The 24,381-nt window shown below is 64.4% G+C and carries 25 protein-coding genes and 1 pseudogene; 16 read left to right on the top strand and 10 right to left on the bottom strand.

The annotated features are described in order from the left end of the window. Positions 1 to 2 precede the first annotated feature (2 nt). Both QA642_RS33080 and QA642_RS33075 read left to right on the top strand, forming a co-directional pair. A complete protein-coding gene (locus QA642_RS33080; protein WP_283080629.1) occupies positions 3 to 890 on the top strand; it encodes a 2-hydroxy-3-oxopropionate reductase in 888 nt (295 codons plus the stop codon). 112 nt (positions 891 to 1,002) lie between these two features. After that, positions 1,003 to 1,386: a DUF1236 domain-containing protein gene (locus tag QA642_RS33075; RefSeq protein WP_283080628.1), complete on the top strand. Its 384-nt coding sequence runs from the start codon at positions 1,003 to 1,005 to the stop codon at positions 1,384 to 1,386. Positions 1,387 to 1,424: 38 nt separating this feature from the next. On the opposite strand, the gene QA642_RS33070 is transcribed toward QA642_RS33075, so the two are convergent. From QA642_RS33070 to QA642_RS33060, 3 genes are all read right to left on the bottom strand, one after another. Next, positions 1,425 to 1,802 (bottom strand): VanZ family protein, encoded by a 378-nt coding sequence (locus QA642_RS33070; RefSeq protein WP_283080627.1) that lies wholly within the window; start codon positions 1,800 to 1,802, stop codon positions 1,425 to 1,427. Positions 1,803 to 1,879: 77 nt separating this feature from the next. Continuing rightward, on the bottom strand, positions 1,880 to 2,476 hold the full coding sequence (locus tag QA642_RS33065) for a thiamine pyrophosphate-dependent enzyme (RefSeq protein ID WP_283080626.1): 597 nt from the start codon (positions 2,474 to 2,476) through the stop codon (positions 1,880 to 1,882). Positions 2,477 to 2,484: 8 nt separating this feature from the next. After that, the gene (locus QA642_RS33060) at positions 2,485 to 3,045 is read right to left on the bottom strand and encodes a thiamine pyrophosphate-binding protein (protein ID WP_283080625.1); all 561 of its coding nucleotides are present in this window, start codon (positions 3,043 to 3,045) and stop codon (positions 2,485 to 2,487) included. A gap of 243 nt (positions 3,046 to 3,288) precedes the next feature. On the opposite strand from QA642_RS33060, the gene QA642_RS33055 reads away from it, so the two are divergent. The 3 genes from QA642_RS33055 to QA642_RS33045 all read left to right on the top strand — a co-directional run bounded on the left by QA642_RS33055 (position 3,289) and on the right by QA642_RS33045 (position 5,240). Further along, the gene (locus QA642_RS33055) at positions 3,289 to 4,338 is read left to right on the top strand and encodes a hydroxyacid dehydrogenase (protein ID WP_283080624.1); all 1,050 of its coding nucleotides are present in this window, start codon (positions 3,289 to 3,291) and stop codon (positions 4,336 to 4,338) included. Between the two features lie 120 nt (positions 4,339 to 4,458). Beyond that, positions 4,459 to 4,899 (top strand): flagellar basal body protein, encoded by a 441-nt coding sequence (locus tag QA642_RS33050; protein WP_283087025.1) that lies wholly within the window; start codon positions 4,459 to 4,461, stop codon positions 4,897 to 4,899. Positions 4,900 to 5,030: 131 nt separating this feature from the next. Then, on the top strand, positions 5,031 to 5,240 hold the full coding sequence (locus tag QA642_RS33045; protein WP_283080623.1) for a hypothetical protein: 210 nt from the start codon (positions 5,031 to 5,033) through the stop codon (positions 5,238 to 5,240). Positions 5,241 to 5,243: 3 nt separating this feature from the next. On the opposite strand, the gene QA642_RS33040 is transcribed toward QA642_RS33045, so the two are convergent. The 3 genes from QA642_RS33040 to QA642_RS33030 form a co-directional block, all read right to left on the bottom strand. After that, on the bottom strand, positions 5,244 to 5,819 hold the full coding sequence (locus QA642_RS33040) for a GNAT family N-acetyltransferase (RefSeq protein ID WP_283080622.1): 576 nt from the start codon (positions 5,817 to 5,819) through the stop codon (positions 5,244 to 5,246). Between the two features lie 6 nt (positions 5,820 to 5,825). Beyond that, the gene (locus QA642_RS33035; protein WP_283080621.1) at positions 5,826 to 8,183 is read right to left on the bottom strand and encodes an Orn/Lys/Arg decarboxylase N-terminal domain-containing protein; all 2,358 of its coding nucleotides are present in this window, start codon (positions 8,181 to 8,183) and stop codon (positions 5,826 to 5,828) included. A 158-nt stretch (positions 8,184 to 8,341) separates the two neighbouring features. Then, on the bottom strand, positions 8,342 to 8,821 hold the full coding sequence (locus QA642_RS33030) for an Lrp/AsnC family transcriptional regulator (protein ID WP_027558885.1): 480 nt from the start codon (positions 8,819 to 8,821) through the stop codon (positions 8,342 to 8,344). Between the two features lie 143 nt (positions 8,822 to 8,964). Between QA642_RS33030 and ald the strand changes: the two genes are divergently transcribed. Beyond that, positions 8,965 to 10,080 (top strand): alanine dehydrogenase, encoded by a 1,116-nt coding sequence (gene ald, locus QA642_RS33025; RefSeq protein ID WP_283080620.1) that lies wholly within the window; start codon positions 8,965 to 8,967, stop codon positions 10,078 to 10,080. A gap of 8 nt (positions 10,081 to 10,088) precedes the next feature. Here ald and QA642_RS33020 read toward each other — a convergent pair whose 3' ends face one another. From QA642_RS33020 to QA642_RS33005, 4 genes are read right to left on the bottom strand one after another with little or no spacing between them, the layout of a single operon-like run. After that, the gene (locus tag QA642_RS33020; protein WP_283080619.1) at positions 10,089 to 10,724 is read right to left on the bottom strand and encodes a DsbA family protein; all 636 of its coding nucleotides are present in this window, start codon (positions 10,722 to 10,724) and stop codon (positions 10,089 to 10,091) included. 17 nt (positions 10,725 to 10,741) lie between these two features. Beyond that, positions 10,742 to 12,652, bottom strand: coding sequence for an NAD(P)/FAD-dependent oxidoreductase (locus tag QA642_RS33015; protein ID WP_283080618.1), 1,911 nt, complete (start codon positions 12,650 to 12,652; stop codon positions 10,742 to 10,744). Continuing rightward, positions 12,649 to 13,290 carry a TetR/AcrR family transcriptional regulator gene (locus QA642_RS33010; RefSeq protein ID WP_283080617.1) on the bottom strand — a complete coding sequence of 214 codons (642 nt, stop codon included), beginning with the start codon at positions 13,288 to 13,290 and terminating at the stop codon, positions 12,649 to 12,651. Before QA642_RS33010 ends, QA642_RS33015 begins: the two co-directional genes overlap by 4 nt. Next, positions 13,287 to 14,780, bottom strand: a complete 1,494-nt coding sequence (locus tag QA642_RS33005; RefSeq protein ID WP_283080616.1) for an AMP-binding protein — start codon at positions 14,778 to 14,780, stop codon at positions 13,287 to 13,289. Before QA642_RS33005 ends, QA642_RS33010 begins: the two co-directional genes overlap by 4 nt. A 169-nt stretch (positions 14,781 to 14,949) precedes the next feature. Between QA642_RS33005 and QA642_RS33000 the strand changes: the two genes are divergently transcribed. The 10 genes and pseudogenes from QA642_RS33000 (at position 14,950) to QA642_RS32955 (ending at position 24,379) form a co-directional block, all read left to right on the top strand. Next, entirely contained in the window at positions 14,950 to 16,209 is a 1,260-nt protein-coding gene (locus QA642_RS33000; RefSeq protein WP_283080615.1) for an ABC transporter substrate-binding protein, read from the top strand. 73 nt (positions 16,210 to 16,282) lie between these two features. Next, positions 16,283 to 17,185 (top strand): branched-chain amino acid ABC transporter permease, encoded by a 903-nt coding sequence (locus tag QA642_RS32995; protein WP_283080614.1) that lies wholly within the window; start codon positions 16,283 to 16,285, stop codon positions 17,183 to 17,185. Continuing rightward, positions 17,182 to 18,201 (top strand): branched-chain amino acid ABC transporter permease, encoded by a 1,020-nt coding sequence (locus tag QA642_RS32990; RefSeq protein WP_283080613.1) that lies wholly within the window; start codon positions 17,182 to 17,184, stop codon positions 18,199 to 18,201. The genes QA642_RS32995 and QA642_RS32990 overlap by 4 nt, the downstream gene beginning before the upstream one ends. A gap of 2 nt (positions 18,202 to 18,203) precedes the next feature. After that, positions 18,204 to 18,959, top strand: coding sequence for an ABC transporter ATP-binding protein (locus QA642_RS32985; protein WP_283080612.1), 756 nt, complete (start codon positions 18,204 to 18,206; stop codon positions 18,957 to 18,959). After that, entirely contained in the window at positions 18,956 to 19,669 is a 714-nt protein-coding gene (locus tag QA642_RS32980; RefSeq protein ID WP_283080611.1) for an ABC transporter ATP-binding protein, read from the top strand. Before QA642_RS32985 ends, QA642_RS32980 begins: the two co-directional genes overlap by 4 nt. A 164-nt stretch (positions 19,670 to 19,833) precedes the next feature. Beyond that, positions 19,834 to 20,052 (top strand): hypothetical protein, encoded by a 219-nt coding sequence (locus QA642_RS32975; protein ID WP_283080610.1) that lies wholly within the window; start codon positions 19,834 to 19,836, stop codon positions 20,050 to 20,052. A gap of 111 nt (positions 20,053 to 20,163) precedes the next feature. Next, a complete protein-coding gene (locus QA642_RS32970) occupies positions 20,164 to 21,222 on the top strand; it encodes a putative sulfate exporter family transporter (RefSeq protein WP_283080609.1) in 1,059 nt (352 codons plus the stop codon). Positions 21,223 to 21,481: 259 nt separating this feature from the next. Next, positions 21,482 to 22,654, top strand: coding sequence for a fumarylacetoacetate hydrolase family protein (locus QA642_RS32965; RefSeq protein ID WP_283080608.1), 1,173 nt, complete (start codon positions 21,482 to 21,484; stop codon positions 22,652 to 22,654). Positions 22,655 to 22,966: 312 nt separating this feature from the next. Then, a pseudogene (locus tag QA642_RS32960) lies at positions 22,967 to 23,612 on the top strand (hypothetical protein); the annotation flags it as partial. After that, positions 23,609 to 24,379, top strand: a complete 771-nt coding sequence (locus QA642_RS32955; protein ID WP_283080607.1) for a FadR/GntR family transcriptional regulator — start codon at positions 23,609 to 23,611, stop codon at positions 24,377 to 24,379. The pseudogene QA642_RS32960 and the gene QA642_RS32955, both read left to right, overlap by 4 nt. The last annotated feature ends 2 nt before the right edge of the window (positions 24,380 to 24,381 follow it).

Raw genomic sequence — 24,381 nt, 5'->3', positions numbered from 1 at the left:
ACATGATCGACATCGGCTTCATCGGACTTGGCACCATGGGACGGCCGATGGCCGGCCACCTTCTGGCTGCGGGTCATCGCGTTCTGCTGCACGACGTCGCGCCGGTCGCGCCTGAGCTGATTTCTGCGGGCGGCGTCGCCTGCAAATCAGCAAAGCAGGTCGCGGAGGAGGCGGATGCGGTCATCATCATGGTGCCGGATACGCCGCATGTGGAGGCCGTGCTGTTCGGCAAGGACGGCGTCGCGGCCGGCATCTCCAAAGGCAAGATCGTCGTCGACATGAGCTCGATCTCGCCGCTGGCGACCAAGGAGTTCGCGAAGAAGATCGAGGCGCTCGGCGCGGACTATCTCGACGCGCCGGTGTCGGGCGGTGAGGTCGGGGCGAAGGCTGCGAGCCTGACCATCATGGTCGGCGGTCCCGAGCGCGCCTTCAGCACCATGAAGGGCGTGTTCGACAAGATGGGCAAGAACGTCACCCATGTCGGTGCCAATGGCGATGGCCAGACCACCAAGGTCGCCAACCAAATCATCGTCGCGCTGACGATCGAGGCGGTGAGCGAGGCGCTGCTGTTCGCATCGAAAGCCGGTGCCGATCCGGCGTTGGTGCGCAAGGCGCTGATGGGCGGTTTCGCCTCGTCGCGGATACTCGAAGTGCATGGCGAGCGCATGGTGAAGCGCAACTTCGAGCCCGGCTTCCGCATCGAGCTGCATCAGAAGGATCTCAACCTCGCGCTGGAAGGCGCGCGCTCGCTCGGCCTGTCGCTGCCGAGCACGGCGGTGGCGCAGCAATTGTTCTCGTCCTGCACCGCCCATGGCGGCAAGGCCTGGGATCACTCCGCGATGGTGCGGGCGCTGGAACTGATGGCAGGCCACGAGATCGCCGCGGCCTGAACTGTTACGCGGTAACACTCTGCAGATTTGATGCTTCTTTCGTCGCGGCGGAACCGGAACAATGCTCCGGCCCCGCGGTTGAAGGCGCACAACAACACTGGAGAGTGTGGACATGAAGACCCGTCTTGCGATTTCGTTGGCTGCCGCGTCGCTGCTGGCGTCTAGCGCAGCCTTTGCCCAGTCGACGACCGAACAGGGCGCCAGGGACGGCGCGCGTGCGGGCGGCGACATCGGCGGACCGGTCGGCGCGATGGTCGGCGGCACCGTCGGCGCGGCCGTCGGCGCCGGTCTCGAAATTCCGAATGCAGTGCTGGGCGGAATCCCCCGCGATGACTCTGTCGTGATCCATGAGCGCGTCGTGGTCGGCGAACCGCTGCCCCCGACCGTGGTGCTGCGCCCGGTGCCGAACTACACCGAGTATCGCTACGCGGTCGTGAACGATCGCCGCGTGATCGTCGAGCCGCGCACGCGCCGCGTGGTCAAGATCATCGATTGATCAAAGCGTAGGCTGTGAAGATCGGGCCCTGCGGAGCATCACTCCGCGGGGCCTTGGCTTGTCAGGGTGGGACCAGCGCGAAGGCGCGCGAGCGCCCAATCGGCTGCGGCGGCGAGGGCAAAGCCGATGCAGGCCGCGCCGGCATCGACCAGGAAATCTTCAAGCCGTGCATGCCGTCCCGGTGCCCACAACTGCATCAGTTCGAGCACGCCGATCAGGGCCACTGCGATAGCGGTAACGGCTCCGCGGCGGTTCCTGTAAGCGACGCCAAAGGCCAGCCCGACCAGGACGAAGGCGAGGCCATGCTCGCCGTCCTGCCCGAGGTCGGAATGCGGCCGCAGGGTCGGCGGTCCCAGGGTCGCAAAGGTAACGGCGGCCGCAAGAAGCCAGGCGAACAGGCGAACAAGAATGGACATCCGGCGCCGATAGCACGGATTTGCAACGGCCTGTTACCGGATATGGATCAGATCGCCGTGTAGTTAATGACGGAACGTTAAAGTGGCTCGCGCACGCCGAGGCCGTGCATGAAGCGCTCCCGGATCTGCACGGGGTCGCGCCGGGTGGTGCCAACCCCCGGCTTGTCGTCGATGCGCACCGCAATCAGGCTGGGCTCGGAGCGGGACATTGCCTCGTCGACCAGGCGCTCGAAATCGTCCTCGTCTGCGGCCCAGGCGCTGTTGGCTAGCCCCGAAGCGGTGGCGATGCCGACGATGTCGGCCACACTCGCAGCCGGCGTCGGTTGCGCGCCGGTGATCTGGTAGATGCCGTTATCCATCACGATCATGATGAGGTTCTTCGGCTTCAACGCCGCAATGGTCGAGAGCGCGCCGAGCTGCATCAACAGCGAGCCATCGCCTTCGAGTGCGAAGACGCGGCGGTCTGGCTGCGCCAGCGCGACGCCAAGCGCGATCGGGAAGGCGAGGCCCATGCTGCCCAGCATGTAGAAATTCTGCGGGCGATGGCCGGCGGCCCAGAGATCGAAATTGGTGTTGCCGATGCCGCCGATCACGGCTTCCTCGTGCTTGAGCTTTGCGATCAGGCGCGAGGTGACGTCGAAGCGGTTCATGACCTTGGTATTGCGATTGTCCATGGCCGCACTCACTTGTCGAAAACCTTGCCGCCGGTGAGCAGCGGGTTGAGGATCAGCGCCACCGGCGCCTGCGTCGTGACGGCCTGCTTGATCGAGCGGTCGGCGATGAATTCGAGCTCGTCGAGCCGGGTGATGGTGTGGTGCTCCATCGCGAGCGAATCCAGAACCGGGCGCATGGTGCGGCAGACCAGCGACTGGCCGTAATTGAACTCGCCGAGCGTGCCGCGCTCGGACACGAACATGATCAGCGGGATCTGGTAGGGTACCGCGAGCGAAGCGAGTACGTTGGCGAGCGTGGCGAAGCCTGAGGTCTGCATCAGCACCGCGCCGCGTTGTCCGCCCATCCAGGCACCGGAGACGATGCCGACGGCCTCCTCCTCGCGGGCGGTGGCGAAGGTCGTGAAGAAGGGATCGGCGTGCAAATTCTTGATCAGCGGCGTCAGCACGCGGTCGGGCACGTAAGGGATGAGGCTGATCTCGTTCCGCTTCAGGGTCTGCAGGACGATGCCGTGCCAGCTCTTGTCGCCGGACCCCTGTGCTGCCTGGGCCTGCTGTTCTGCAGTCGCCATTGCGTTCTCCCTCGAGCCGCGCATGCTTCTTGGTTCCGGCCGTCGCGGCGGTCTGCCGAACTTGACGCAGGCAGCGGGATTGTCAACATGTCCGGGTCGGCACCGTGATCTGCGCCAGACGGCCTGCTGTTGCCGGCACCGCCATGGCATAAGCGGCGACAATGAGAAACGGGAGGGACGCATGGACGGGGCACAGATTGCGCTGGCCTTGCGGGTCTCCATGAGAGAGCCGGAAGGATACCGATGTCCGTCAACAGCAAGCGCGTCTTCTACGTCAAGTATCTGGCCAATCCGATCTATATCGACATCCTGAAGGCGCGGCCCGACGTCCGGCTCGATCGCATCGAGAACGAAAGCCCCGAGGACTTTTACGCGCCGATCGTGAGCGCAGCCCATGTCTACCAGATCGGCGCGGCCCGCGACGAACTGGCTCCGCACTTCCATGTCGACGCCGCCCTCCTGAAGCGCACGCCGAACCTCCTGCTCGTCTCCAGCAATGGCGCCGGCTTCGATCCGGTCGACGTCGAGGCCTGCACGGATGCGGGTGTCCTGGTCGTCAACCAGTCCGGCGGCAACGCCCATTCCGTTGCCGAGCACGCGCTGGCGATGATGCTGACCTTGTCCAAGCGCATCATCCAGTCCGACCGCAGGCTCCGCAGGGAGTCCAACGTCAACCGCAACGAGCTCGTCGGCAACGAGATCGAGCACAAAACCGTCGGCATCATCGGTCTCGGCAATGTCGGCAAGAGGATTGCCGCGCTGTGCAAGGGCCTGCTCGGCATGAAGGTGCTGGCCTACGACCCGTATTTATCGGCCGAGGTGATGGCCGAGCGGGGCGGGGAGAAGGTCGAGCTCGACGAGCTCCTGCGCCGCGCCGATTTCGTCTCGATCTCCTGCCCGCTGGACAAGCGCAGCCGCAACATGATCAGCACGCGCGAATTCGCGCTGATGCAGCCGCACGCCTATTTCATCACCACGGCGCGCGGCTTCATCCACGATGAGGATGCGCTGCTCCAGGCCTTGCGCGACAAGCGCATTGCCGGCGCCGGCCTCGACGTCTGGTCCAAGGAGCCGCCGCCGCCGGAGCATCCTCTGCTCCAATTGGACAATGTGCTGGCAAGCCCGCACACCGCCGGCGTCACCATCGAGGCGCGTCAGAACATGGGCCGCATCGCCGCCGAGCAGGTGCTCGAGACGCTCGACGGCAAGCGCCCGCCTCGCATCATCAATCCCGAAGTCTGGCCGCGCTATGTCGAGCGCTTCAAGCAGGCTTTTGGCGTGACGCCGAGGTAGGGAACGCGCGCGAAGTCTGATCGGGCTCCGATCGTTGGTTACGAGGCTGAAAACAGAAAGCGGCGGATTTTACCGATGCGGTGAATGAACACGTATGACTTGTGCTGTAGATCAGGGGGCATGAGCATACTCTCGATTGCGACATCCGGACTTTCTGCGGCGAGCCTGCGCGTGAACGTGGCCGCCAGCAATATCGCCAACGTCAACACGACCGGGCCGCTTCCAGCATCAGGCGGACCGAGCACAGCGGCCAGCTCGGGCATTGCTCCGACGTATCCTACCGCTTATGTGCCGCTGCGCGTCGATCAGGTCTCCCAATCGAGCGGCTCGGCGCCCGGCGGTACGATCGCGACCGTGTCGGCGGTTTCGCCAAGCTATACCGCGCAATCCGACCCGAGCGCTCCCTTCGCAAATCAGGATGGCCTGGTCGCCGCACCGAATGTCGATCTCGCCAATGAGTTCGCTCAGCTGGCGACAGCAAAGTACAGCTTCATTGCCAACGCGAAGGTCATTCAAGCCTACGCCGAGACGGAAGACACGCTCCTCGATATCAAGACGTGATTGCTGACGGATCGTTTCGAAGCCTCCCTTTGGCGGCGGGAACCATCGCCGACCTTGATCCGCGTCAAAATCTCCTTCCCCTATCCGGCCTAAATGGGATTAGAGTGCCGCCGGGGTAGGCAGGAGGTTCCATGTCCACTTATGTCGTGAGGTTCATGAAGGACGTGCTCGGCCACGGCCGGGAAATCGAGGTTTGCCAGGGCACCCTCGAGGTCGACGCCTGCGATGAGAACGAAGCCAAAGAACGGGCGAAAGCAAAGTTTTGCAAGGACCAGGCGTTGCTTCACTGGTCGCTGCATGCCGACCGCATCCAGGTCAGACCGGCTGACTATCCGTCCTGAGGTTTAGCGTCCGGGTGCCGTGAGCGACGGCGGAGAGGTTGCGCCCGCGCCGAGCGAGCGCTGCACCATGACGGTGTCGGACCAATGGCCGTGGCGATAGGCGACGCCGCAGAGCAGGCCGGCGCGCACGAAGCCGAACTTCTCGTGCAGCGCCAGCGAGGGCGCATTGTCGGCATCGATATAGCCGATCATCTGGCGGAAGCCGGCCGCGGCGCAGGCGTCGATCAATTCGCCGAGCAAGAGCCGTCCGACCCCGCGGCCGAGATGCTCGTGGTGGACATAGATCGAGTGCTTGGCGGTGTAGCGATAGGCCGGCCGCTTGCGAAATAGCACTGCATAGGCGTAGCCGACGACCTCGCCGCGCCAGGTCGCGACCAGGTGCGGCAGGCGGGTCTGCTTCAAATTCTTGCGACGGTCGCGCAAATCGTCCGGCTCCGGGGCGCCGGTTCCCTCGACGTCGCGCGGCACGCCGTTGCGGACGTGATGGCGGTAGATCGCCAGCATCGCCTCGACATCGCTCTCGCGTGACGGCCTGACCAGGACAGGTTCTTCACTCGCGCGCACAGCTGTTTCGTTCATCGGCACCTACTCGGCAACGACGTAAGTATAGAGCCCGATACGTCCCTGCGCATCGATCTCCTTGTAGACGCCCTGGATTTCCACATCGAAACCGGGGAACGTGTTGAAGCAGGTCTCGAACATCTTGAGATAATCCACCATGGGTTTGGCCCGTTCCGTCAGCCGCTCGCCGGGCACGATGGTGGCGATGCCGGGCGGGTAGACCACGAAGGGCGTGGTGGCGATGCGGCCCGCGATCGCCTCGATCGGCAGATAGTCGACGTCGTTCTTGAACAGATAGCGTGCGGCATCGCGGGGTGACATCGCGATCTCGGGCATATGCTCGGGCATGAACTGCCGGGCCTGGAGCGCACTGACGTCGGCGGCGCGGAAGAAGCGGTGCATGTCGGCGCAGAGATCGCGCAACCGCACGCCGGCATAGCGCGCCTGCCGCCGCTGGTAGAACTCCGGGATGACGTCGGCCAGCAGTGCATTGTCGTCATGCAGCTTCTTGAAGGCGACGAGGCCGGAGATCAGCGTGCCGGCCTTGCTCGCCTCGACGCCGGGGGTGAGCAGGAAGAGCAGGGAGTTGAGGTCGTTCTTCTCGGGGACGATGCGGTTCTCGCGCAGATATTGTGCGACGACGGGCGCGGGGATGCCGTGCTCGGCATAGGCACCGGTCGTGCGGTCGAAGCCGGGGGTCAGCAGCGTCAGCTTGTTCGGGTCGGTGATGGCGAAGCCTTCAGCGAGATTGGGGAAGCCGTGCCAGTTTGTATCGGGCGAGAGCTGCCAGAGCGCGGGATTGGTGGCGAGCTCGTCGGTGGAGAGCGACTCCCAGGCGACGTTGTGCGCGGCGCCGGGACGGCTGACGTCGGGAATGGCGACGCGATCCGGCACGAAGGGTTCGAAGAACCAGCGCCGGTCCGGATTCTGCTCCTTTTCCTCGAACTCCCGGCGCATCGCGCGGACTTTCTTGCGCAGCTCGATGCCGAGGCGGATCGTGTCGTCCCAGAGTACCTCGCCGGAGCGGCCCTTCATCATCTGCGCGCCAACGTCGAGCGAGGCGAACAGCGGGTAGAACGGCGAGGTCGAGGCGTGCTGCATGAAGCTTTCGTTGAAACGACGGTGCTCGACGCGCCGCTTCTGGCCGCGGATGTGGCGGTCCTTGATGTGGATCTGCGAGGCCTGCGAGAAGCTCGCGAGCTGCTTGTGGGTCGACTGCGTCGCGATGATGCCGGGCGCCTCGGGCGGAAGGTTGGTGAGGCCCATGGCGAATCGGCCGGCATAGAGCGGGTGGAATTTCATGAAGCCGGCCCAGGCCTCGTCGAACAGGATGTATTCGCAGAGATGGCCGATGCGCTTCAGGATCATCTCGGCGCTATGGATCGAGCCATCATAGGTGCACTGCTCGACCACGGCGACGCGGAACGGCCGCTCCTTCCGCCAGGCGTCCCTGTCGGTCACCAGTGGATGATTGCGGATCGCCTCGCGCAAGGCCTTCTCGTCGAGCAGGTCCCACCGCATCGGGCCGATCAGGCCCCAGGCGTTGCGGACGGTCGGGACATAGACCGGGATGCCGCCATTGATCATCAGCGCGCCGTGATGGGCGGCCTTGTGGTTGTTGCGGTCGAACAGCACGAGGTCGCCGTCGGTGACGAGGGCGCCGAGCGCGACCTTGTTCGAGGTCGAGGTGCCGTTGAGCACGAAATAGGTTTTTTCCGCGCCGAAGATCTGCGCGGCTTCCTTCTGCGCCTTCAGCGCCGGCCCCTCATGGGTGAGGAGGTCGCCGAGATCGAGCACCGAATTGTCGAGGTCGTCGCGGAACACGGATTCGCCTAGATGCTCGACGAAGACCCGGCCGATCGGGCTGCGGTTGTAGAACACGCCGCCGTTGTGACCCGGGCAGGTCCAGAGCTGGTTGCCTTCCTCGGCATAGTCGACGAGGGCGCCGAAGAACGGCGTCTTCAGCGTCTCGGCATATTGCTTGAGCCGGCTGATCAGGTTCTTGGCGATGAAGGTCGGCGTCTCCTCGGAGAGAAAGACATAGCCGTCGATGAAGTCGAGCACCTCGACCGGCAGGTCCTCGAAGCGCTTGCGCCGGATCAAGAGGATGATCGGGAAGTCGAGGCCGCGGCGCCGCATCAGGTTGATCAGGGCCGAGGTCCTGCCTTCCAGGCCCTTCTTGCCCCAGTCCACCACCATGCAGCCGATCGCGGCATCGGTCTGCACCGCGATCTCGGCGTCTTCCAGCTTGCGGGCCCGGACCACCTCGAAGCCGGAGCGCTGGATCTCCTCAATGATCTGGTTGAAGCGGAGACCCTCGAGGTCGTCGGCGTCGAACGCAGGTGCGGCGAACAGGAAGTTGAAGCGCTTGAAATAGTCCATGGCGTGTCCCGAATGTGCGAGACCGACAGGTCTCTGCACATTCGATGACAGTTCTATGACAGCGAGGGGGCCGGCGCGGATTGCGTAGAGGGGAAACTCTCCGCGACCCCCAATTCACTGTGCCGTGCCAGCCCCTAAGAACGGGAAAGGGAAAAGAGCTACCGCTTCGCCTCGCCGAACACCACCGTCGGCACGGCGCGGTTGACGATTTCGCGGAGCGCAAAGCTCGATTGCACCCGCGCGACGCGCGGCAGGCGCGACAACTCGGTGCGATGGATGCGCTCGAAATCCTGGATGTCGCGGGCGAGCACGATCAGGATGTAGTCGTCGGTGCCCGACATCAGGAAGCAGCGCACGACGGAGGGGCATTTCACCACCTCGGCCTCGAACGCCTTCAGCGCCTCGTCGCTTTGGCTCTCCAGCGCGATGCGGACCAGCACGGTGGTGGTGAGGCCGAACTGGTTGAGATCGAGCGCGGCCTGGTAGGCCTGGATGTAGCCGTCGTCCTCCAGCGCCTTCTGCCGCCGCGCCAGCGCGGTGCTGGATAGCCCGACCTTGTTGGCGAGCTCGGTGTGGCTGGCCCGCGCATTGGTGGTGAGTTCCGCGAGGATGGCGAGATCTTTCCGGTCGAGGGCCAAGGTTTTGTTTCCGGCGTGAAAGGGCGCTTCCGCGCCGGAAACCGGCGCGCATGTGGCAAACCTAGCGGATATTTGCACGAAACCAAACCGGCCCCGTCGCTACGATCAACAACGGAATCAATGCGTTGACAAGGGAGCTGAAGATGCGCGTCGGTGTGCCCAAGGAGATCAAGGTGCAGGAATATCGCGTCGGGCTCACCCCGGGCGCGGTCCGTGAATATGTCGCGGCCGGGAATCAGGTCACGGTCGAGACCGGCGCCGGCAGCGGCATCGGCGCGTCCGATGAGGTTTATCAGCGGGCAGGGGCCACCGTCGCCGCGAGCGCGCGCGACATCTTCGCCGCATGCGACATGATCGTGAAGGTGAAGGAGCCGCAGAAGAGCGAATGGGCCCAGCTGCGCGAAGGCCAGATCCTGTTCACTTACCTGCATCTTGCGCCGGATCCTGAACAGGCCAAGGGCTTGCTGGCTTCCGGCTGTACGGCGATCGCCTATGAAACCGTCACCGACGCGGCCGGTCAGCTCCCCTTGCTGGCGCCGATGAGCGAAGTCGCCGGCCGCCTCGCGATCGAGGCCGCTGGCGCCGCGCTCAAGCGATCCGCGGGCGGTCGCGGACTGCTGCTGGGCGGCGTGCCCGGTGTGCAGCCGGCGCGCCTCGTCGTGCTCGGCGGCGGTGTGGTCGGAACGCAGGCCGCGCGCATGGCTGCGGGTCTTGGCGCCGAAGTCACGGTGATCGATCGCTCAATTCCACGCCTGCGCCAGCTGGATGACGTCTTTCTCGGGCGAGTCCGCACCCGCTTTTCGACCATCGAGGCGGTCGAGGACGAGGTGTTCGCCGCCGACGTCGTGATCGGCGCCGTGCTGGTGCCGGGTGCCAGCGCGCCGAAGCTCGTCACGCGCGCGATGCTGAAATCCATGAAGCCGGGTGCGGTGCTGGTCGACGTCGCGATCGACCAGGGCGGCTGCTTCGAGACCTCGCATCCGACCACGCACACCGATCCGACCTACGAAGTCGACGGCGTCGTGCACTACTGCGTCGCCAACATGCCGGGCGCGGTGCCGGTGACCTCCAGCCAGGCGATGAACAACGCGACGCTGCCGTTCGGCCTGATGCTCGCGAGCAAGGGCTTTGCGGCGGTGCTGGAGAATCCGCATCTGCGCAATGGGCTGAACGTGCATCGCGGCCGCATCACCAACAAGGCGGTGGCGGAGAGCCTCGGGCTCGAGTTTGCTCCGGTGGAGAGCGGGCTCGCGGCTTAGGGCAGCTCTCAATCTGGCTTGCGGTGGCGGCTGCCGAGCGCCGCCGCGATCGTCTCGGGGTTCTCGATGCGCTCGATCAGCATGTCGATGCGGTCGCCGCCCCAGAACAGCTCGCCGTTGAACACCATGGTCGGCACGCCGAACACACCAAGTGCCTCGGCCTCGTCGATGATGCGGTCGTGCTCGGCGCGGGCAGGGCCGTTGACATAGGCTTCAAATTCGCTCGCCGAGCCGCCGCACGAGGTGATGATTTCAGTGATTGCGGCCAAATCGTCGATCTCGAGCTCATGGCTCCAGAATTTGCGAAACACCGTGTCGTGGTAGGTGCGGAAGAGGCCGTGCCGTTGCGCGAACAGCATGCCGACGCTGGAATAGAAGGCGTCGTAGATTCGCCGCGGGCCCTTCATGACGAGCCCTTGCGCATTGGCATAGCGCCGCGCGTCCATATAGGCGTAGCGCAGCTTGCGCCAGAAATGCGGCGTGCGCTCCTCGACCTTGCCCATGAACTCGGCGATACGCAGCGTGTAGGGCAGCCATTCGAGCTCGACCCCATGCGTCTGTTCAAGTTCGAAGAGGCGCTTGTTGGCCACGAACGCGTAGGGACTCTTGTAGTCGGTGTAGACGCGGACGATCGGCTTGGGCATTGGGCACTCCCTCCAGTCTACGCCTTCGTCAGCCTATATTGCCCCAAATCGGGGTCATGCGTCATGCGCCAGTAGTCCACGAACCGCCACGGCATGGCCGAAAACACGCGGCCACTTGAGTTGCGGTAGTAAGTGCTCATGCCCGGATGGGTCCAGATCATGGCCTCGTGCTCGACGTCAACCTTGCGAACGTAATCGTCGAGCACGTCGGGGCGAACGTCGATCGCGGCAATATCGCGCTCGATCATCTCGGCGAGACAGGCCGAGATGTAGCGGCTCTGGCATTCCGACTGGAAGATGACGCTGCCGCCATGGGCAGGGCCGGAATTTGGGCCGAGCATGCAGAAGAAGTTGGGAAAATCAGGCACGGTGAGGCCGAGGAACGCGGTCGGATTGTCGTTGGCCCAGGCCTGCCGCAAATCCTTGCCGCCGCGGCCGCTGATGTTGAGGCGCGCGGCCATCTCCGTCACCTTGAAGCCGGTGGCGACGACGATGATGTCGGCGGGGCGGTGCTTGCCGTCGGCGGTGATGATGCCGCTCTCGTCGAAACGGTCGATCGTATCGGTGACGAGCTCGACATTGTCCCGCCTCAAGGTCTTGAACCAGTTGTTGTCGAGCAGGATGCGTTTGCCGTAGGGCGGATAGGTCGGAACGCATTTCTCGATCAGGTCCGGCCGTCCCTGCAGTTCGGACAGGATGAAATCGGTCAGCTCCTGGCGGTGCCGGTCATTACCCTTGTTGACGGCGCGCTCGGGATGCGGCCAGGCCGGGTCCTTGCGCAGGAACGGCAGCAGGCCGTCGCCGTAGCGCCAGAACATGTTGAAGCGATACCACTGCACATAGAACGGCAGATGCGCCAGCAGCCAGCGCGCGCCCTCGGTGATCGGGTCGGAATAGCCCTTCACCGGCCGCGCCCATTGCGCGCTGCGTTGATAGACCGTGACTGACGCGACGCGGCCGGCGATCGACGGCACCAGCTGCATCGAGGTCGCGCCGGTGCCGATTACGGCGACATGCTTGCCGTCGACATTGATGTCGCTGGACCACAGCGCCGAATGCAGGATCGTGCCCTTGAAGAGTTCTTCGCCCTGGAAGTGCGCCCGCGAAGGATCATTGAGCTGGCCGATCGCGCTGACCAGCGCGGTGGATTCGAAGATCTCTTCGCCGTCTTTCGTCTTCAGCGTGGATATCCAGCGCTTCTTGCTCTCGTCCCAGCGCGACGAGGTCAGCTCGGTGTTGACGCGCAGATGCTTGCGGATGCCGTATTCGTCGGCCACCTTGAGCAGATAGCCGAGCAGCTCCTCGCGCTGGCAGAAATAGCGCGTCCATGCATTGCCCGAGCCGAACGAGTAGGAATAGGAGTGGTTCGGCGTGTCGACGCCGCAGCCGGGATAGCGGTTGATCCACCAGGTGCCGCCGAGCTCGTCGTTTTTCTCGACGATGGTGTAGGGGATGCCGAGATGGCCAAGCGCGACGCCCAGCGCGATGGCGCAGACGCCGGCGCCGACGATCAGCACGTGCTGCTCCGCAAGCTTCTCGTCGGCGGGCCGCTTGGTCCAGCGCGCCTCGCGCGGCACAAAGCCCATCTCCTCGCGCATCAGCGGCGCATATTCCGGCGCGACGTTCTCGCCGAGGCAGGCGCGCATCATCCTGAGCAGCAGCTCCTCGCCGGGATCGGTAATGACAGGTTTTGGCGTGCCACCGGCAAAGAGCGTCACCACGGCGGCACGGATCTCGTCCTGGATCTCGCGGGGCACGCCGGCCTCGGGGTCGGGGATGAGGCGGATGTCGCGCTTGGGCAGGTACGGCGGCTCGAGCCATTTCTCGTCGCCCGTCATGTGCATCAGCACCATCAGCAGGCAGCGGATGTCGGCTTCGGCAATCGCCGAGGCGAGGTCGAGCGGCTTGTGTGGAGATGCGATGTTCATGGCGTGTCCCCGGATGCAGTGAAGAGGCCGCGCGTCATCAGCTTGCGATAGGCGGAGATGACGTGGTCGGGCACGGCGGTGACGCCGCCGTCCGAATAGGAATAGCGGCGGCTGAGATAGCCGCGCGAGCCCATCAGCATGTGGACGATGGCCTCGAATTCCTCGTCGCTGTAATCGTGAATCGCGCCTGCCGTTCGCGCGCGACGCAGAATGCGGACATAGGCTGTCGAGATGTTGTCGAGGTGCTTCTGGTAGCCGGTGGGCGCGAAGAACTCGGCCTCGTTGAGGATGCGCAGGAATTCCGGCACTTCGCGGATGAAGTCGAAGAAGGCGGAGAAGCGCGAAATTTCCTGCAGCGCCGCATCCGCCGTGCCGGTGCGGGCGCGGATGAACTCGACCATGTCGAGGCCGATCTTCGGCAGCAGCTGGTCGAGCAGCTCCTGCCGGTTCTCGAAATGGTTGTAGAAGGTGCCCTGCGCGACGCCGGCCTCTTCGGTGATGCGAGCGACGGAGGCTTCGGCATAGCCATATTTGCCGACGATCTTGGTCGCGGCGTCAAAGATCTTCTGCTTGGTCCAGGCGTTGCGCTCGACGCGGTTGAGCTTGGTCACCTTGGCGTTCGCGTTCGTCTGCGTCATTCAGGAGTCTCCAGCTCGGCGCGCAGCACGCGCTTGAGGATCTTGCCACTGGGATTGCGGGGGAGGCTGTCGCGGATGATCAGCTGTTTCGGTACCTTGAAGCTCGCCAGTCGCGCGCGGCAGTGCTCGGTGAGGGCAGGGAGCTCGAGGCTCGCGCCTTCAGCGAGCACGACGATGGCGACCGGACGCTCGCCCCAGCGCGGATCGCGCAGGCCGATGACGGCGACCTCGCGCACCTCAGGCAGATCGTAGATGACGCGCTCGACCTCGGAGGAGGCGATATTCTCGCCGCCGGAGATGATCATGTCCTTCTTACGGTCGGTCAGATACAGGAAGCCCTCTTCGTCGAGATAGCCGATATCGCCGCTGCGGAACCAGTCGCCGAAGAAGGCCGATGCGGTCTTCTCCGGATCCTTCCAATAGCCGCGCGTGATCTTGGGGCCGCGCAGGCAGATCTCGCCATTGACGTTCGGTGGCAGCCTCTTACCCTCCTCGTCGCGGATCTCGATCTCGACATGGGCGATGGCGCGCCCGGTCGAGCCGATCTTCTCGATCTCGCGACCAGCCTCCATGAAAGTATCGCCGCCGACGGTCTCGGTGAGGCCATAGGCGTCGATGTAGCGCGCGTTGCGGAAGAATTCCGAGAACGCGCGGATGCGCACCTCCGGCGTCTTCTCGCCGCCGCCGATCGCCCATCTCAGGCTGGAGACGTCGTAGCGATCGCGCGTGGGGCAGGTAAGCATTGCCGTCGTCATCACAGGCGCGAACCATGCGGCGTTGAGCCTGTCCTCGGCGATCGCCGCAAGCGCCGTCTCAGGTTCGAAGTTGCGCTCGATGCGGATGAAGCCGCCATGCCAGAGCACGGCGATGCCGGGCAGGTCGAGGGCGCCGACATGATAGAGCGGACCGACGACGAGGAGGCGCGTCTCGGCACTGAGGCCGAGCGCGATCGTCTGGTCGGCCGACTTCCAGTAGAAATTATCGTACGAGAGCACCACGCCCTTGGGGCGGTCGGTCGTGCCGGACGTGTACATCAGCCGCATCAGATCGGATCGCGCGCGGACGTGCATGGACGCGGGCGACGCATCGCCTGCGAGATGCGTGACGCTTTGCTGCGCGGCCTCGCTCAGCACGACGACCTTCGCGCCCGCTGCGTTCGCAGCCAATTCCTCGTCGACGATCAATAGCCGCGCGCCGGCATTGCCGGCGATGTAGCCGACCTCGTCGCGCGAGAGGCGAAAATTGATCGGCAGAAACACCGCGCCGAGATGGCTGGTGGCGAACACCAGCTCCAGGAACGCCGCGCTGTTCTTCATCAGCACCGCCACGACATCGCCGGCGCCGATGCCCTGCGACGCGAGCCAGCCAGCCACTTGCCGGATGCGCGCATCGAACGTCGCGTAGGGGATCTCCTCGCCGCGATATTTCAGCGCGGGCCGGTCCGGCGTTCGCCGGGCATGAAAGGCGATGAAGCTCGAAAGGTTGATCATTCTGCGGTTTCGGGCCGATTGCCGGCCTCGTTTCCTACCTTGATGAATTCTGACTCATAATTCATCTTTGGCTTGACGTCACCCCCTGCCTCTGAAATCCTTGGGAACACGGAGACGAGACGATCTTCGACAAGGGACTGGAACGCCGACCCGAAAGAGGGAGGGGAAAATGACGAGAACCCGCACGCCGGGCATCAGCCGCCGTTCAACACTGGCGCTGATGGGCGCCGGCGCGATGAGTGTTGCCGCGCCGTGGGTGGCGCGTGCGCAAGCCAAGACCATCAAGATCGGCATGCCGACGATCCTGTCAGGTCGTGTCGCGCAGCTCGGCACCTCGTCCCGCAACGCGGTGATGCTCGAGGTCGAGAAAGTCAACGCCGCTGGCGGCCTTGCCGGCCGGCAGATCGAGATGGTGATCCGCGACTCCAAGGGCCAGCCGCAGGAAGCCGCCCGCGTCGCGCGCGAGCTCGTCAACACCGATGGCTGCGAGCTGATGATCGACGCCGAAGCCTCCTCCGGCGCCTTCGCGGTCCACGAGGTTGCGCGCGATCTCGGCGTGTTCTGCATCCACACCAATTCGGAGACCTCGTCGCTCACCGCGGACCCCAAGCAGCACATTCCCAATGCGTTCCGCACCGCGCGCCAGGGCGTGCACGATTCCATCGTCGGCGGCAGCTATGCCGCAGCGATCGCCAAGGCGAAGGGCTTGAAGAAATGGGCGACCTGCTCGCCCGACTATGCCTATGGCCGCGACACCACGGCGGAGTTCACGCTGTACCTGAAGCGCTTCGCGCCCGAGGTCGAGATCATCAGCGAGTCCTGGCCGAAGTTGTTTCAGCCTGACTATACCGAGGTGGTCACCAAGATCCTGCAGGCCAAACCGCAAGCGCTCTATTCCTGCCTGTGGGGCGGCGATCTCACCTCCTACATCGACCAGGCCAACATCTACGCAATGTTCGGCCAGATGGAGGTGTTCGCGGTCAACATGGCCGACTACACCGCGCTCACCGTGGTGAAGAACCTGCCCAAGGGCATCCACTCCGGCAACCGCTACATCAAGACGTTCCCGACCACGCCGGAGAATGCCGCCTGGGGCGACGCCTACAAGGCCAAGTACAATGAATATCCGACCAACTGGTCGTGGGAGAACGCCACCGCCATCATGCTGATGGCGGAAGCCGCGAAGAAGGCGAACTCCGCCGACGGCAAGAAGATCGCGGAGGCGCTGAAGGGTCTCACCATCAAGTGCCCGTTCGGCGCCGACGGCACAGTGACGATGCGCGGCGACGACCACACCCTGGTCGGCTACGCCATCGGCTGGGGCACCACGATCCCGCAGGAGCCCTATGTGCCGGAGGTCAAGGCCGGCGACTGGAAGACCATCTTCGAGCTCGAAGCCGAGTGGAAGAAGAGCAAGGGCTACACCTGATCACGCGCAGGGCGGAGATGGATGACCGTCTCCGCCTTGGTTTCGTTTTCCGCGCCGTAAAGAAGGTGCTCCTGTGGATCTCGATGCGCTTGCCGGCTGTCTCGCCAGCTCCGCCTGCCTGGTGACGCAAACCACCAGCGGCCTCATCATCGGCATGCTGCTGTTCCTGGTCGCGGTCGGGCTCACCCTGATCTTCGGCGTGCTGAAAGTGGTGAATTTCAGCCACGGCGCCTTCTATATGTTCGGCGCCTATTTTGCGATGACGGCCTATCAGCTCACCGGCAGCTTTGCGCTCGCGATGCTGGCCGGCGCGGCCGGCACCGCCATCCTCGGCCTGATCTTCGAGCGCGTCTTCATGAGTCGCGTCTATGGCGCCGACGTCCTGATGCAGCTCCTCGTCTGCTACGCCTTCGTGCTGATCTTCGACGATGTCGTGCGCATCATCTGGGGGCCTGAATTCAGGTCGATGGGCATGCCGTCGGCGTTCCAGGTGATGCCGCTCTTCATCGCCGGCGGCGTGGTGCCACCTTATTATCTGCTGCTGATTGGCGTCGCGCTGCTTGCGGCGGTCGTACTTGGTGCCGGCCTGTCGCGCACACGCATCGGCAAGGTGATCCGCGCCGCCGCACATAATCCCGGCATGGTCTCTGCGCTCGGCATCAATACCGGCCTGATCTATGGCGGCGTGTTCGCGCTGGGCGGCATGCTGGCGGGGCTTGCCGGGGCACTCGCCGCGCCCGTGCGCTCGCTGACCCCCGGCATGGGATTTTCGGTGCTGATCGAATCTTTCATCGTCACCGTGATCGGCGGCATGGGCTCGATCCTGGGGGCGCTGATCGGTGCGCTGCTGCTCGGCCTGATCCGCTCGTTCGGCTCGCTCGGCTTTCCGCTGTTCACGGAAGGCCTGATGTATCTCTTCATGGTGATCGTGCTGGTCTCCAAACCCACCGGCCTGTTCGGCAAGGAGGCGGCATGACCGAGCTGGAGGCCGGGCGCGCCGAAACGCTGGCACCGGTGCGGAGCGGCGCGGCGCTTCATCGTTATCGCGACGTGCTGATCGCGCTGATTGCCTTCGCGGTGTTGGCAAGCCTGCCGCTGTTCACGGGCAGCAAGGCGCTGCTCGATTTCGTTATTCGCTGCTCGGCGTACGGCCTGTTCGCGACCTCGCTCAATCTGCTGGTCGGCTACACCGGCCTGACCTCGTTCGGCCACGGCATGTTCTTCGGCCTTGGCGCCTACAGCTTCGGCCTCATCATGCAGAAGCTCGGCGTGCCCATCCCGGTCGCCTTCGTTGCGACACTGGCGATCACCGCGGTCATCGCAGCCATCATCGGTGCGATCTGCGTGCGGCTGAAGGAGATCTACTTCGCCTTCGTCACGCTCGCGTTCCAGATGCTGATCCATTCGACGATCCTCTCCTGGGCGTCCTTCACCGGCGGCGACCAGGGTCTGCGCGGCGGTATTCCGCGCCCGGTCTTCCTCGGCATCGATCTCGCCAACCACGTCCATCTCTATGTCGCGAGCTGTGCGCTCTTGATCCTCGGTCTGCTCGCGATGCGCCAGATCGCGCAATCGCCGTTCGGCTACACGCTGCGCATGATCCGCGACAACGCCGCGCGCGCGAGCTTCCTCGGCATCGACGTCTGGCGCGCAAAACTCACTGTCTTCGTCCTGGCGGCGTTGTTCGCGTCGATGGGCGGCATGGTGATGGCGCTGTTCGTCTCCGGCGCTTATCCGGAATTCGCTTATTGGACCATCTCGGGCGAGGGCATTTTCATCAACATGCTCGGAGGCGTCTCGACCTTCCTGGGGCCGATGGTCGGCACCGTGCTGCTGCTGCTGCTCAACGACACCGTCACGCGCTTCACCGAGTACCACGGCATCGTGCTCGGGATCGTCATTCTGTTCTTCGCGCTGGGCCTGCGCAAAGGGCTGCTCGATTTCGTTGCCGAATGGTTCGCGCATCGGCGTGACGCGGGCGAGGGGCGCTAGTCATGTTGGAGATCCGCAACCTCGCAAAGTCCTTTGGCGGCGTGAAGGCGACCAACGACGTCTCGCTCGATTTCCCCGACGGCTCGCTCACCGCCGTGATCGGTCCGAACGGCGCCGGCAAGAGCACCTTCTTCAACCTGATCACCGGCGCGCTGAGGCCGGATTCCGGCCAGGTGCTGCTCGACGGCGTCGATCTCGCCGGCCGCTCGCCGCCGGAGATCGTGCGTCACGGCATCGGCCGTGCCTTCCAGGTCGCGAGCATCTTCAAATCGCTGACGGTGCAGGAGACAATGTTAGCAGCCGTCAGCGCCGATCAACGCTCGTCGGCGGTGCTGCACAAGCGCTTTCCGCTGCCCGAGACGCGCGACCGCGCCGAACATGTGATGGAGCTGCTGGGACTGGCGAGCAAACGCAACCGCACCGCCGCGACGCTGTCGCATGGCGATCAGAAGCTGCTCGATATCGCGCTGGCGCTGGTGCTCGAACCAAAGGTGCTGCTGCTGGACGAGCCGACCGCCGGCATGGGGCCGGAAGAGCGCTGGCGCATGATCGACAAGGTGCGGGAGCTCTGGGAGAGCCAGAAGATCACCGTCGTCTTCATCGAGCACGACATGGACATCGTGTTCAAGATCGCGCCGAAGATCGTCGTGCTGTGCTACGGCCGCATCCTCGCGACCGGCACGCCGGACGAGATCCGCAACAACGGCGCGGTGATCGAGGCCTATCTCGGCACCGAACATGCGGGAGCTGCCGCATGAGCGCCGTCGTCATCGAAGTCGCCGATCTCGACGTCTATTACGGCACCAGCCAGATCCTGTTCGGCGTCGGCCTCTCGGTGCGGCAGGGCGAAACCATGGCGCTGCTCGGCCGCAACGGCGCCGGCAAGTCGACGACCATGAAGGCGATCATGGGCCTGGCGCCGCCGCGGCGGGGCAAAGTGAGCCTGCGCGGCGCGGTGATCTCCGGCCAGAAGCCGCACCATATCGCGCGCGCCGGCCTCGGCTTCGTTCCGGAGGATCGCCAGATTTTTCCGGAGCACACGGTCGAGGACAATCTCGTCATCGGTCGCAAGAAGGGTCCGGAAGGCCAGGACGAATGGCCGATCAAGCGCATTTACGAGGTCTTCCCGCTCTTGGAGCCGTTGCGCCATCGCATCGCCGGGCGCCTCTCTGGCGGCGAGCAACAGATGCTCGCGATCGCGCGCACGCTGATGGGCAATCCGGCGCTGCTGCTGCTGGACGAGCCGAGCGAGGGGCTCGCGCCGATCATCGTGCAGCGGATCGGCGAGCTGCTACGCCAGCTCCGCCAGCTCGGCTCGACCGTGCTGATCGCCGAGCAGAACATGCATTTCTGCCTGGGGCTGGCGAGCCACGCCACGGTCATCGATAAGGGCCAGATCGTCTATGCCGCCGGAATCGGCGAGCTGAAGGCCAACGACGCCATCCGTCGCCGCTATCTGGCCCTCTAGGCCCGTCGCCGGTGTCCAAATAGGCCGAAAGAAGAAAACTATTGTCCTGCCGCCGTCGGGAGGAAGGAGTTTCCCCTCCGGAGGATAAAAACGCCAATCACTTCCATTGCTGTTTTGGACCGAAACGACGACATTTCCGCCAGAGATTGATGGAATTGACGGCCATGGAACGCACCGGATTTGAGCCCTTTGGCGAGCAACTGGTGTCCGCAACGGACACCCAGCCGCGGTCGCGCGCGTCAAAAATGCTGCTGCGGGCCGGCACCACGCTGTTCTGGTCGCTGGTCGCCGGCATCGTGCTCGCCCGTGCCGCCTTCTTCGAGCCGGGCATCTATGACGGCTTCAGCCGGGTGGCCTCGCTGGCCAAAAGCCTGATCTTCTGAACCGGATTATTCCGGGCCGAGGACAGAACTTCCCTCGGCCCTGTTATGCTGAAAACATATTTCCCAATCGGGTCGCGCTGCGTATAAATCCTTCTCCTCCGGGAGAAATTTGTGTCGCAGAATCAAGCATCCAACCCGGCCGATTCCAAGCCGGCCACCGCCGTTAGCCGCATTGCGGCGCTGATTCCGGGCATTCTCCTCTGCATTCTCGTGGCCGGTGTCTCGGCCCTGCTTGAGCGGGCGGAACTCGGCGTCTTCGAGCATCCCTATGTCGAGGCGCTGGTGATGGCGATCCTGCTCGGCATGGCGCTGCGCAGCTTCTGGAAGCCGGCGCCGCGCTGGCAGGCCGGCATCGCCTTCAGCGCCAAGCAGCTGCTCGAAGTCGCGGTCATGCTGCTCGGGGCCTCCATCAGCTTTGCCGCAATCGCCGCCTCGGGCATCGCGCTGCTGGCGTCGATCGCGGCCGTCGTCGTGGTCGCGCTCTGCGTCTCCTTCGGCATCAGCCGGATGCTCGGCCTGTCGACGCGGCTGTCGATCCTGATCGCCTGCGGCAATTCGATCTGCGGCAATTCCGCGATCGCCGCGGTGGCGCCGATCATCGGTGCCAACAATGACGAGATCGCCTCGTCGATTTCCTTCACCGCGATCCTCGGCGTGATGATGGTGCTGGGCCTGCCGCTGCTGATCCCGCTGCTGCAACTGTCCGCCACGCAATACGGCATCCTCGCAGGTCTCACCGTCTACGCCGTGCCACAGGTGCTGGCGGCGACGGTGCCGGCCGGTCTCATCTCGACGCAGATCGGCACCCTTGTGAAGCTGATGCGCGTGCTGATGCTCGGGCCCGTGGTCGTCGGCCTGTCGCTCGTCGCCTCGCGCTGGCAGAGCGGCGCCAAGAAGACCAATGTCGGCTTCTTTCGTCTCGCCCCCTGGTTCATCCTCGGCTTCCTCGCGCTCGCGACCCTGCGTTCCCTCGAAATCGTGCCGGCCACGGTGGTCGGTCCGGTGACGAAGATCACGAGCTTCCTCACTGTGGTCTCGATGGCGGCGCTGGGTCTGGGCGTCGACGTCCGTGTGCTCGCCAATGTCGGCGGCCGGGTGACGGCGGCCGTGACGCTGTCGCTGATGCTGCTGCTCGGCATCAGCATCGCACTGGTGCATTGGTTCAAGTGAGGGACGCGAGACTGCCGTAGGGTGGGCAAAGGCGCGAACGCGCCGTGCCCACCATTCGTCTCAGCGTTCGACCAAGAGTGGTGGACATGCTCCGCTTTGCCCACTCTACAAAACCGTCATCCCGTATTCGAAACCGAAATCAAATCACATTCGCCAGCGAATGGCCGTGGACTTCCCCTGACAGACCGTTATTGGTTTTCGATAACTTGGTTGGCCGTTGGGTAAATGCGGCCGATCCGACAAGAGCGAGGACGCGGCCATGACGACTTTGACGGTAAAGGACCTTCTCCCCGAGGACGGAACACGCGGCAGGCTCGCCGGCCGCGTTTGGCTGCCGCAGGTCAATGGTCCGGCCGTGGTCGCCGTGCGCGGCGATGGCGTGTTCGACGTCACGGCAAAATTCCCGACCATCAGCGCGCTCTGCGAGGAGGACGATCCGGCCAAGGCGCTCGCTGCCGTCAAGGGCGAGCGCATCGGCGATCTCGAAGCCATCGTTGCCAACACGGCGCCCGATGGTCGCGATCCCAAGAAGCCGTGGCTGCTCGCGCCGGTCGATCTCCAGACACTGAAGGCGGCCGGCGTCACCTTCGCGATCTCGATGCTGGAGCGCGTGATCGAGGAGCGCGCGAAGGGCAATCCCGCGTCGGCCGAAGCGATCCGCAAAGAGGTGACGCGGCTGATCGGTGACGATCTGTCGAAGCTCAAGCCGGGCTCGGACCAGGCGATGCACCTGAAGCAGGTGCTGATCGATCAGAACGCCTGGAGCCAGTATCTCGAGGTCGGCATTGGCCCCGATGCCGAGGTCTTCACCAAGGCGCCGACGCTGTCCTCGGTCGGCACCGGCATGGATGCCGGCCTGCATCCGAAGTCGACCTGGAACAACCCCGAGCCCGAGCTGGTGCTGTTCGCCTCCAGCCGCGGCAAGATCGTCGGCGGCGCGCTCGGTAATGACGTGAACCTGCGCGACTTCGAGGGCCGCTCGGCGCTGCTGCTGTCGAAGGCCAAGGACAACAATGCGTCCTGTTCGATCGGCCCGCTGCTGCGCCTGTTCGACGACACCTTCACGCTCGACGACGCGAGGAAGCTTGACATCAGCCTGAACGTGACGGGCTCGGACGGCTTCATCCTCGACGGCCATTCCTCGATCAGCAAGATCAGCCGCGATCCGACCGACCTCGTCGCGCAGACCATCGGCAAGATCCATCAATATCCTGACGGCTTCGTTCTCTTCCTCGGCACGATGTTCGCGCCCGTGAAGGATCGCGACGCGCCGGGGCAGGGGTTCACCCACAAGCGCGACGACATCGTCACTATCGCCGCGCCCCAGCTCGGCAAGCTCGTCAACCGCATGCGCACCAGCGACGAGTGCGAGCCCTGGACGTTCGGCATCGGCGCGCTGATGAAGAACCTGGCGCAGCGGAAGCTGATTTAGCGCTTTTCCTTGCGTCTGCTTGCGGCTTCGTCATGGCCGGGCTTGTCCCGGCCATCCACGTCTTGCTTGCGGCACAAAGAACGTGGATGCCCGGGACAAGCCCGGGCATGACGCATTGCTGGGCACGCAAACCACCCCACAGATTTTCCTTCATCCCCGCGTTGCATCTGTGGAACATAATCGCGCTTAGCGTGTTATCCGCGCGGTCATCCCTCAAGTCCGGATCATTTCACCTAATAGTCAAATAATATGACTATACGGAACCCATCTTCCGTGAAATAGTGCCTCCCGCTGCCCCAAAAGGCCGCGCCTGCGGGTGTTATGCTACCAATCGGCGCCCGAGATAAACACAAGATCACTCTTGGGAGACACGCCTGATGACCTCTAAAGCCCTCTTTGCGGCCAGCGCCATGGCTGCGTGTCTGACTTCGCGCTGCGGATGCCCGGCGGCGGACGATTGACGGCGATCGCGATCATCATGCTCGTCATCGTGATCGGCGGCGCCTTGCTGCTGCATCTGACGAGGTTCGGCGCCAATGTCTATGCGCTCGGCGGCAGCCGCACGACGGCGAGCCTGATGGGTGTCGCGGTCGGCAAGATGACGATCAAGATCTACATGCTGTCGAGTCTGCTCGCAGGCATCGCCGGCATCGTGTTCTCGTTCTACACCAGCGCCGGCTATTCACTCTCGGCGGTCGGCGTCGAGCTCGACACCATCGCGGCGGTCGTGATCGGCGGCACGCTGCTGACGGGCGGGCAGGGCTCGGTGATCGGCGCCTTCCTCGGCGTGCTGATCCAGGGCCTGATCCAGACCTACATCAATTTCGACGGCACGCTGTCGAGCTGGTGGACCAAGATCGCAACCGGCGTGCTACTGTTCGCTTTCATCGCGTTGCAGCAGGGGCTGGTCGTGTTGGCGCGCCGGCCGCTGGCGAAGCGTGCGGGAGCCGTCTCATGACCTCGCGTATCGTCGTCATTCCGACCCGGCGGGCCCATTCCAACCACGCGGAAGTGGCGCGTTCGATCGGCGTTGACATCATCGCCGGCCGCTATGCGGAGGGAACGCGCCTGCCCGGCGATGCCGAGATGATTGCGATGTTCGGCGTGTCGCGGCCGGTGCTGCGCGAGAGCGTCAAGACTCTGGTCGCCAAGGGGCTGCTAAGCACCAAGGCGCGCGTCGGTACCGTCGTGCGCGAGCGCGGCGCCTGGAATATGTTCGATGCCGACGTGCTAGCCTGGCATCTCGACGCCGGTATCGACAAGCGCTTCCTCAACGACCTCGCCGAAATCCGTCTCGCGGTCGAGCCGCGCGCGGCGATGCTCGCCGCAGTGCAGCGGTCCGAGGAGGACATCGCCGAGCTTCGCCGCAGCATGGAGCGCATGCGGCGCGAAGCCTCCGACTCGGTCGGCTTCGCCGATGCCGACCTCGCGCTCCACGTTGCCGTGGCGCGTGCGTCCGGCAACCTGTTCATGCGCTCGATCGGGCACGTGATTGAGGCCGCGCTTCGCGCCTCGTTCCTGCTCAGTGCTCCGGTCGAGTCGGAGGACCGCGACACCGTGCTGCTCTGGCATCAGAAGATCGTCGATGCGATCGCCGCGGGCGATGCGGAAGCAGCATCCGAGGCGATGATTTACGTCATTCACAACGGCATGCGCCGTCACGAGGGCACGGTGATCGAGACCGCCCCGGTGGACCCGCTGCCATCGGTAGATACTGGAGAATAAGC

Origin of the sequence: Bradyrhizobium sp. CB2312 (assembly GCF_029714425.1) — a bacterium.
In the GTDB taxonomy this organism is placed as follows: domain Bacteria; phylum Pseudomonadota; class Alphaproteobacteria; order Rhizobiales; family Xanthobacteraceae; genus Bradyrhizobium.
This window is presented reverse-complemented; position numbering and strand designations above follow the sequence as displayed.

Bases quoted from the DNA above. Each gene is read 5' to 3' on its own strand.
- QA642_RS33080 (WP_283080629.1), top strand. From the start codon at position 3: ATGATCGACATCGGCTTCATCGGACTTGGCACCATGGGACGGCCGATG.
- QA642_RS33075 (WP_283080628.1), top strand. From the start codon at position 1,003: ATGAAGACCCGTCTTGCGATTTCGTTGGCTGCCGCGTCGCTGCTGGCG.
- QA642_RS33070 (WP_283080627.1), bottom strand. From the start codon at position 1,802: ATGTCCATTCTTGTTCGCCTGTTCGCCTGGCTTCTTGCGGCCGCCGTT.
- QA642_RS33065 (WP_283080626.1), bottom strand. From the start codon at position 2,476: ATGGACAATCGCAATACCAAGGTCATGAACCGCTTCGACGTCACCTCG.
- QA642_RS33060 (WP_283080625.1), bottom strand. From the start codon at position 3,045: ATGGCGACTGCAGAACAGCAGGCCCAGGCAGCACAGGGGTCCGGCGAC.
- QA642_RS33055 (WP_283080624.1), top strand. From the start codon at position 3,289: ATGTCCGTCAACAGCAAGCGCGTCTTCTACGTCAAGTATCTGGCCAAT.
- QA642_RS33050 (WP_283087025.1), top strand. From the start codon at position 4,459: ATGAGCATACTCTCGATTGCGACATCCGGACTTTCTGCGGCGAGCCTG.
- QA642_RS33045 (WP_283080623.1), top strand. From the start codon at position 5,031: ATGTCCACTTATGTCGTGAGGTTCATGAAGGACGTGCTCGGCCACGGC.
- QA642_RS33040 (WP_283080622.1), bottom strand. From the start codon at position 5,819: ATGAACGAAACAGCTGTGCGCGCGAGTGAAGAACCTGTCCTGGTCAGG.
- QA642_RS33035 (WP_283080621.1), bottom strand. From the start codon at position 8,183: ATGGACTATTTCAAGCGCTTCAACTTCCTGTTCGCCGCACCTGCGTTC.
- ald (WP_283080620.1), top strand. From the start codon at position 8,965: ATGCGCGTCGGTGTGCCCAAGGAGATCAAGGTGCAGGAATATCGCGTC.
- QA642_RS33020 (WP_283080619.1), bottom strand. From the start codon at position 10,724: ATGCCCAAGCCGATCGTCCGCGTCTACACCGACTACAAGAGTCCCTAC.
- QA642_RS33015 (WP_283080618.1), bottom strand. From the start codon at position 12,652: ATGAACATCGCATCTCCACACAAGCCGCTCGACCTCGCCTCGGCGATT.
- QA642_RS33010 (WP_283080617.1), bottom strand. From the start codon at position 13,290: ATGACGCAGACGAACGCGAACGCCAAGGTGACCAAGCTCAACCGCGTC.
- QA642_RS33005 (WP_283080616.1), bottom strand. From the start codon at position 14,780: ATGATCAACCTTTCGAGCTTCATCGCCTTTCATGCCCGGCGAACGCCG.
- QA642_RS33000 (WP_283080615.1), top strand. From the start codon at position 14,950: ATGACGAGAACCCGCACGCCGGGCATCAGCCGCCGTTCAACACTGGCG.
- QA642_RS32990 (WP_283080613.1), top strand. From the start codon at position 17,182: ATGACCGAGCTGGAGGCCGGGCGCGCCGAAACGCTGGCACCGGTGCGG.
- QA642_RS32985 (WP_283080612.1), top strand. From the start codon at position 18,204: ATGTTGGAGATCCGCAACCTCGCAAAGTCCTTTGGCGGCGTGAAGGCG.
- QA642_RS32980 (WP_283080611.1), top strand. From the start codon at position 18,956: ATGAGCGCCGTCGTCATCGAAGTCGCCGATCTCGACGTCTATTACGGC.
- QA642_RS32975 (WP_283080610.1), top strand. From the start codon at position 19,834: ATGGAACGCACCGGATTTGAGCCCTTTGGCGAGCAACTGGTGTCCGCA.
- QA642_RS32965 (WP_283080608.1), top strand. From the start codon at position 21,482: ATGACGACTTTGACGGTAAAGGACCTTCTCCCCGAGGACGGAACACGC.
- QA642_RS32955 (WP_283080607.1), top strand. From the start codon at position 23,609: ATGACCTCGCGTATCGTCGTCATTCCGACCCGGCGGGCCCATTCCAAC.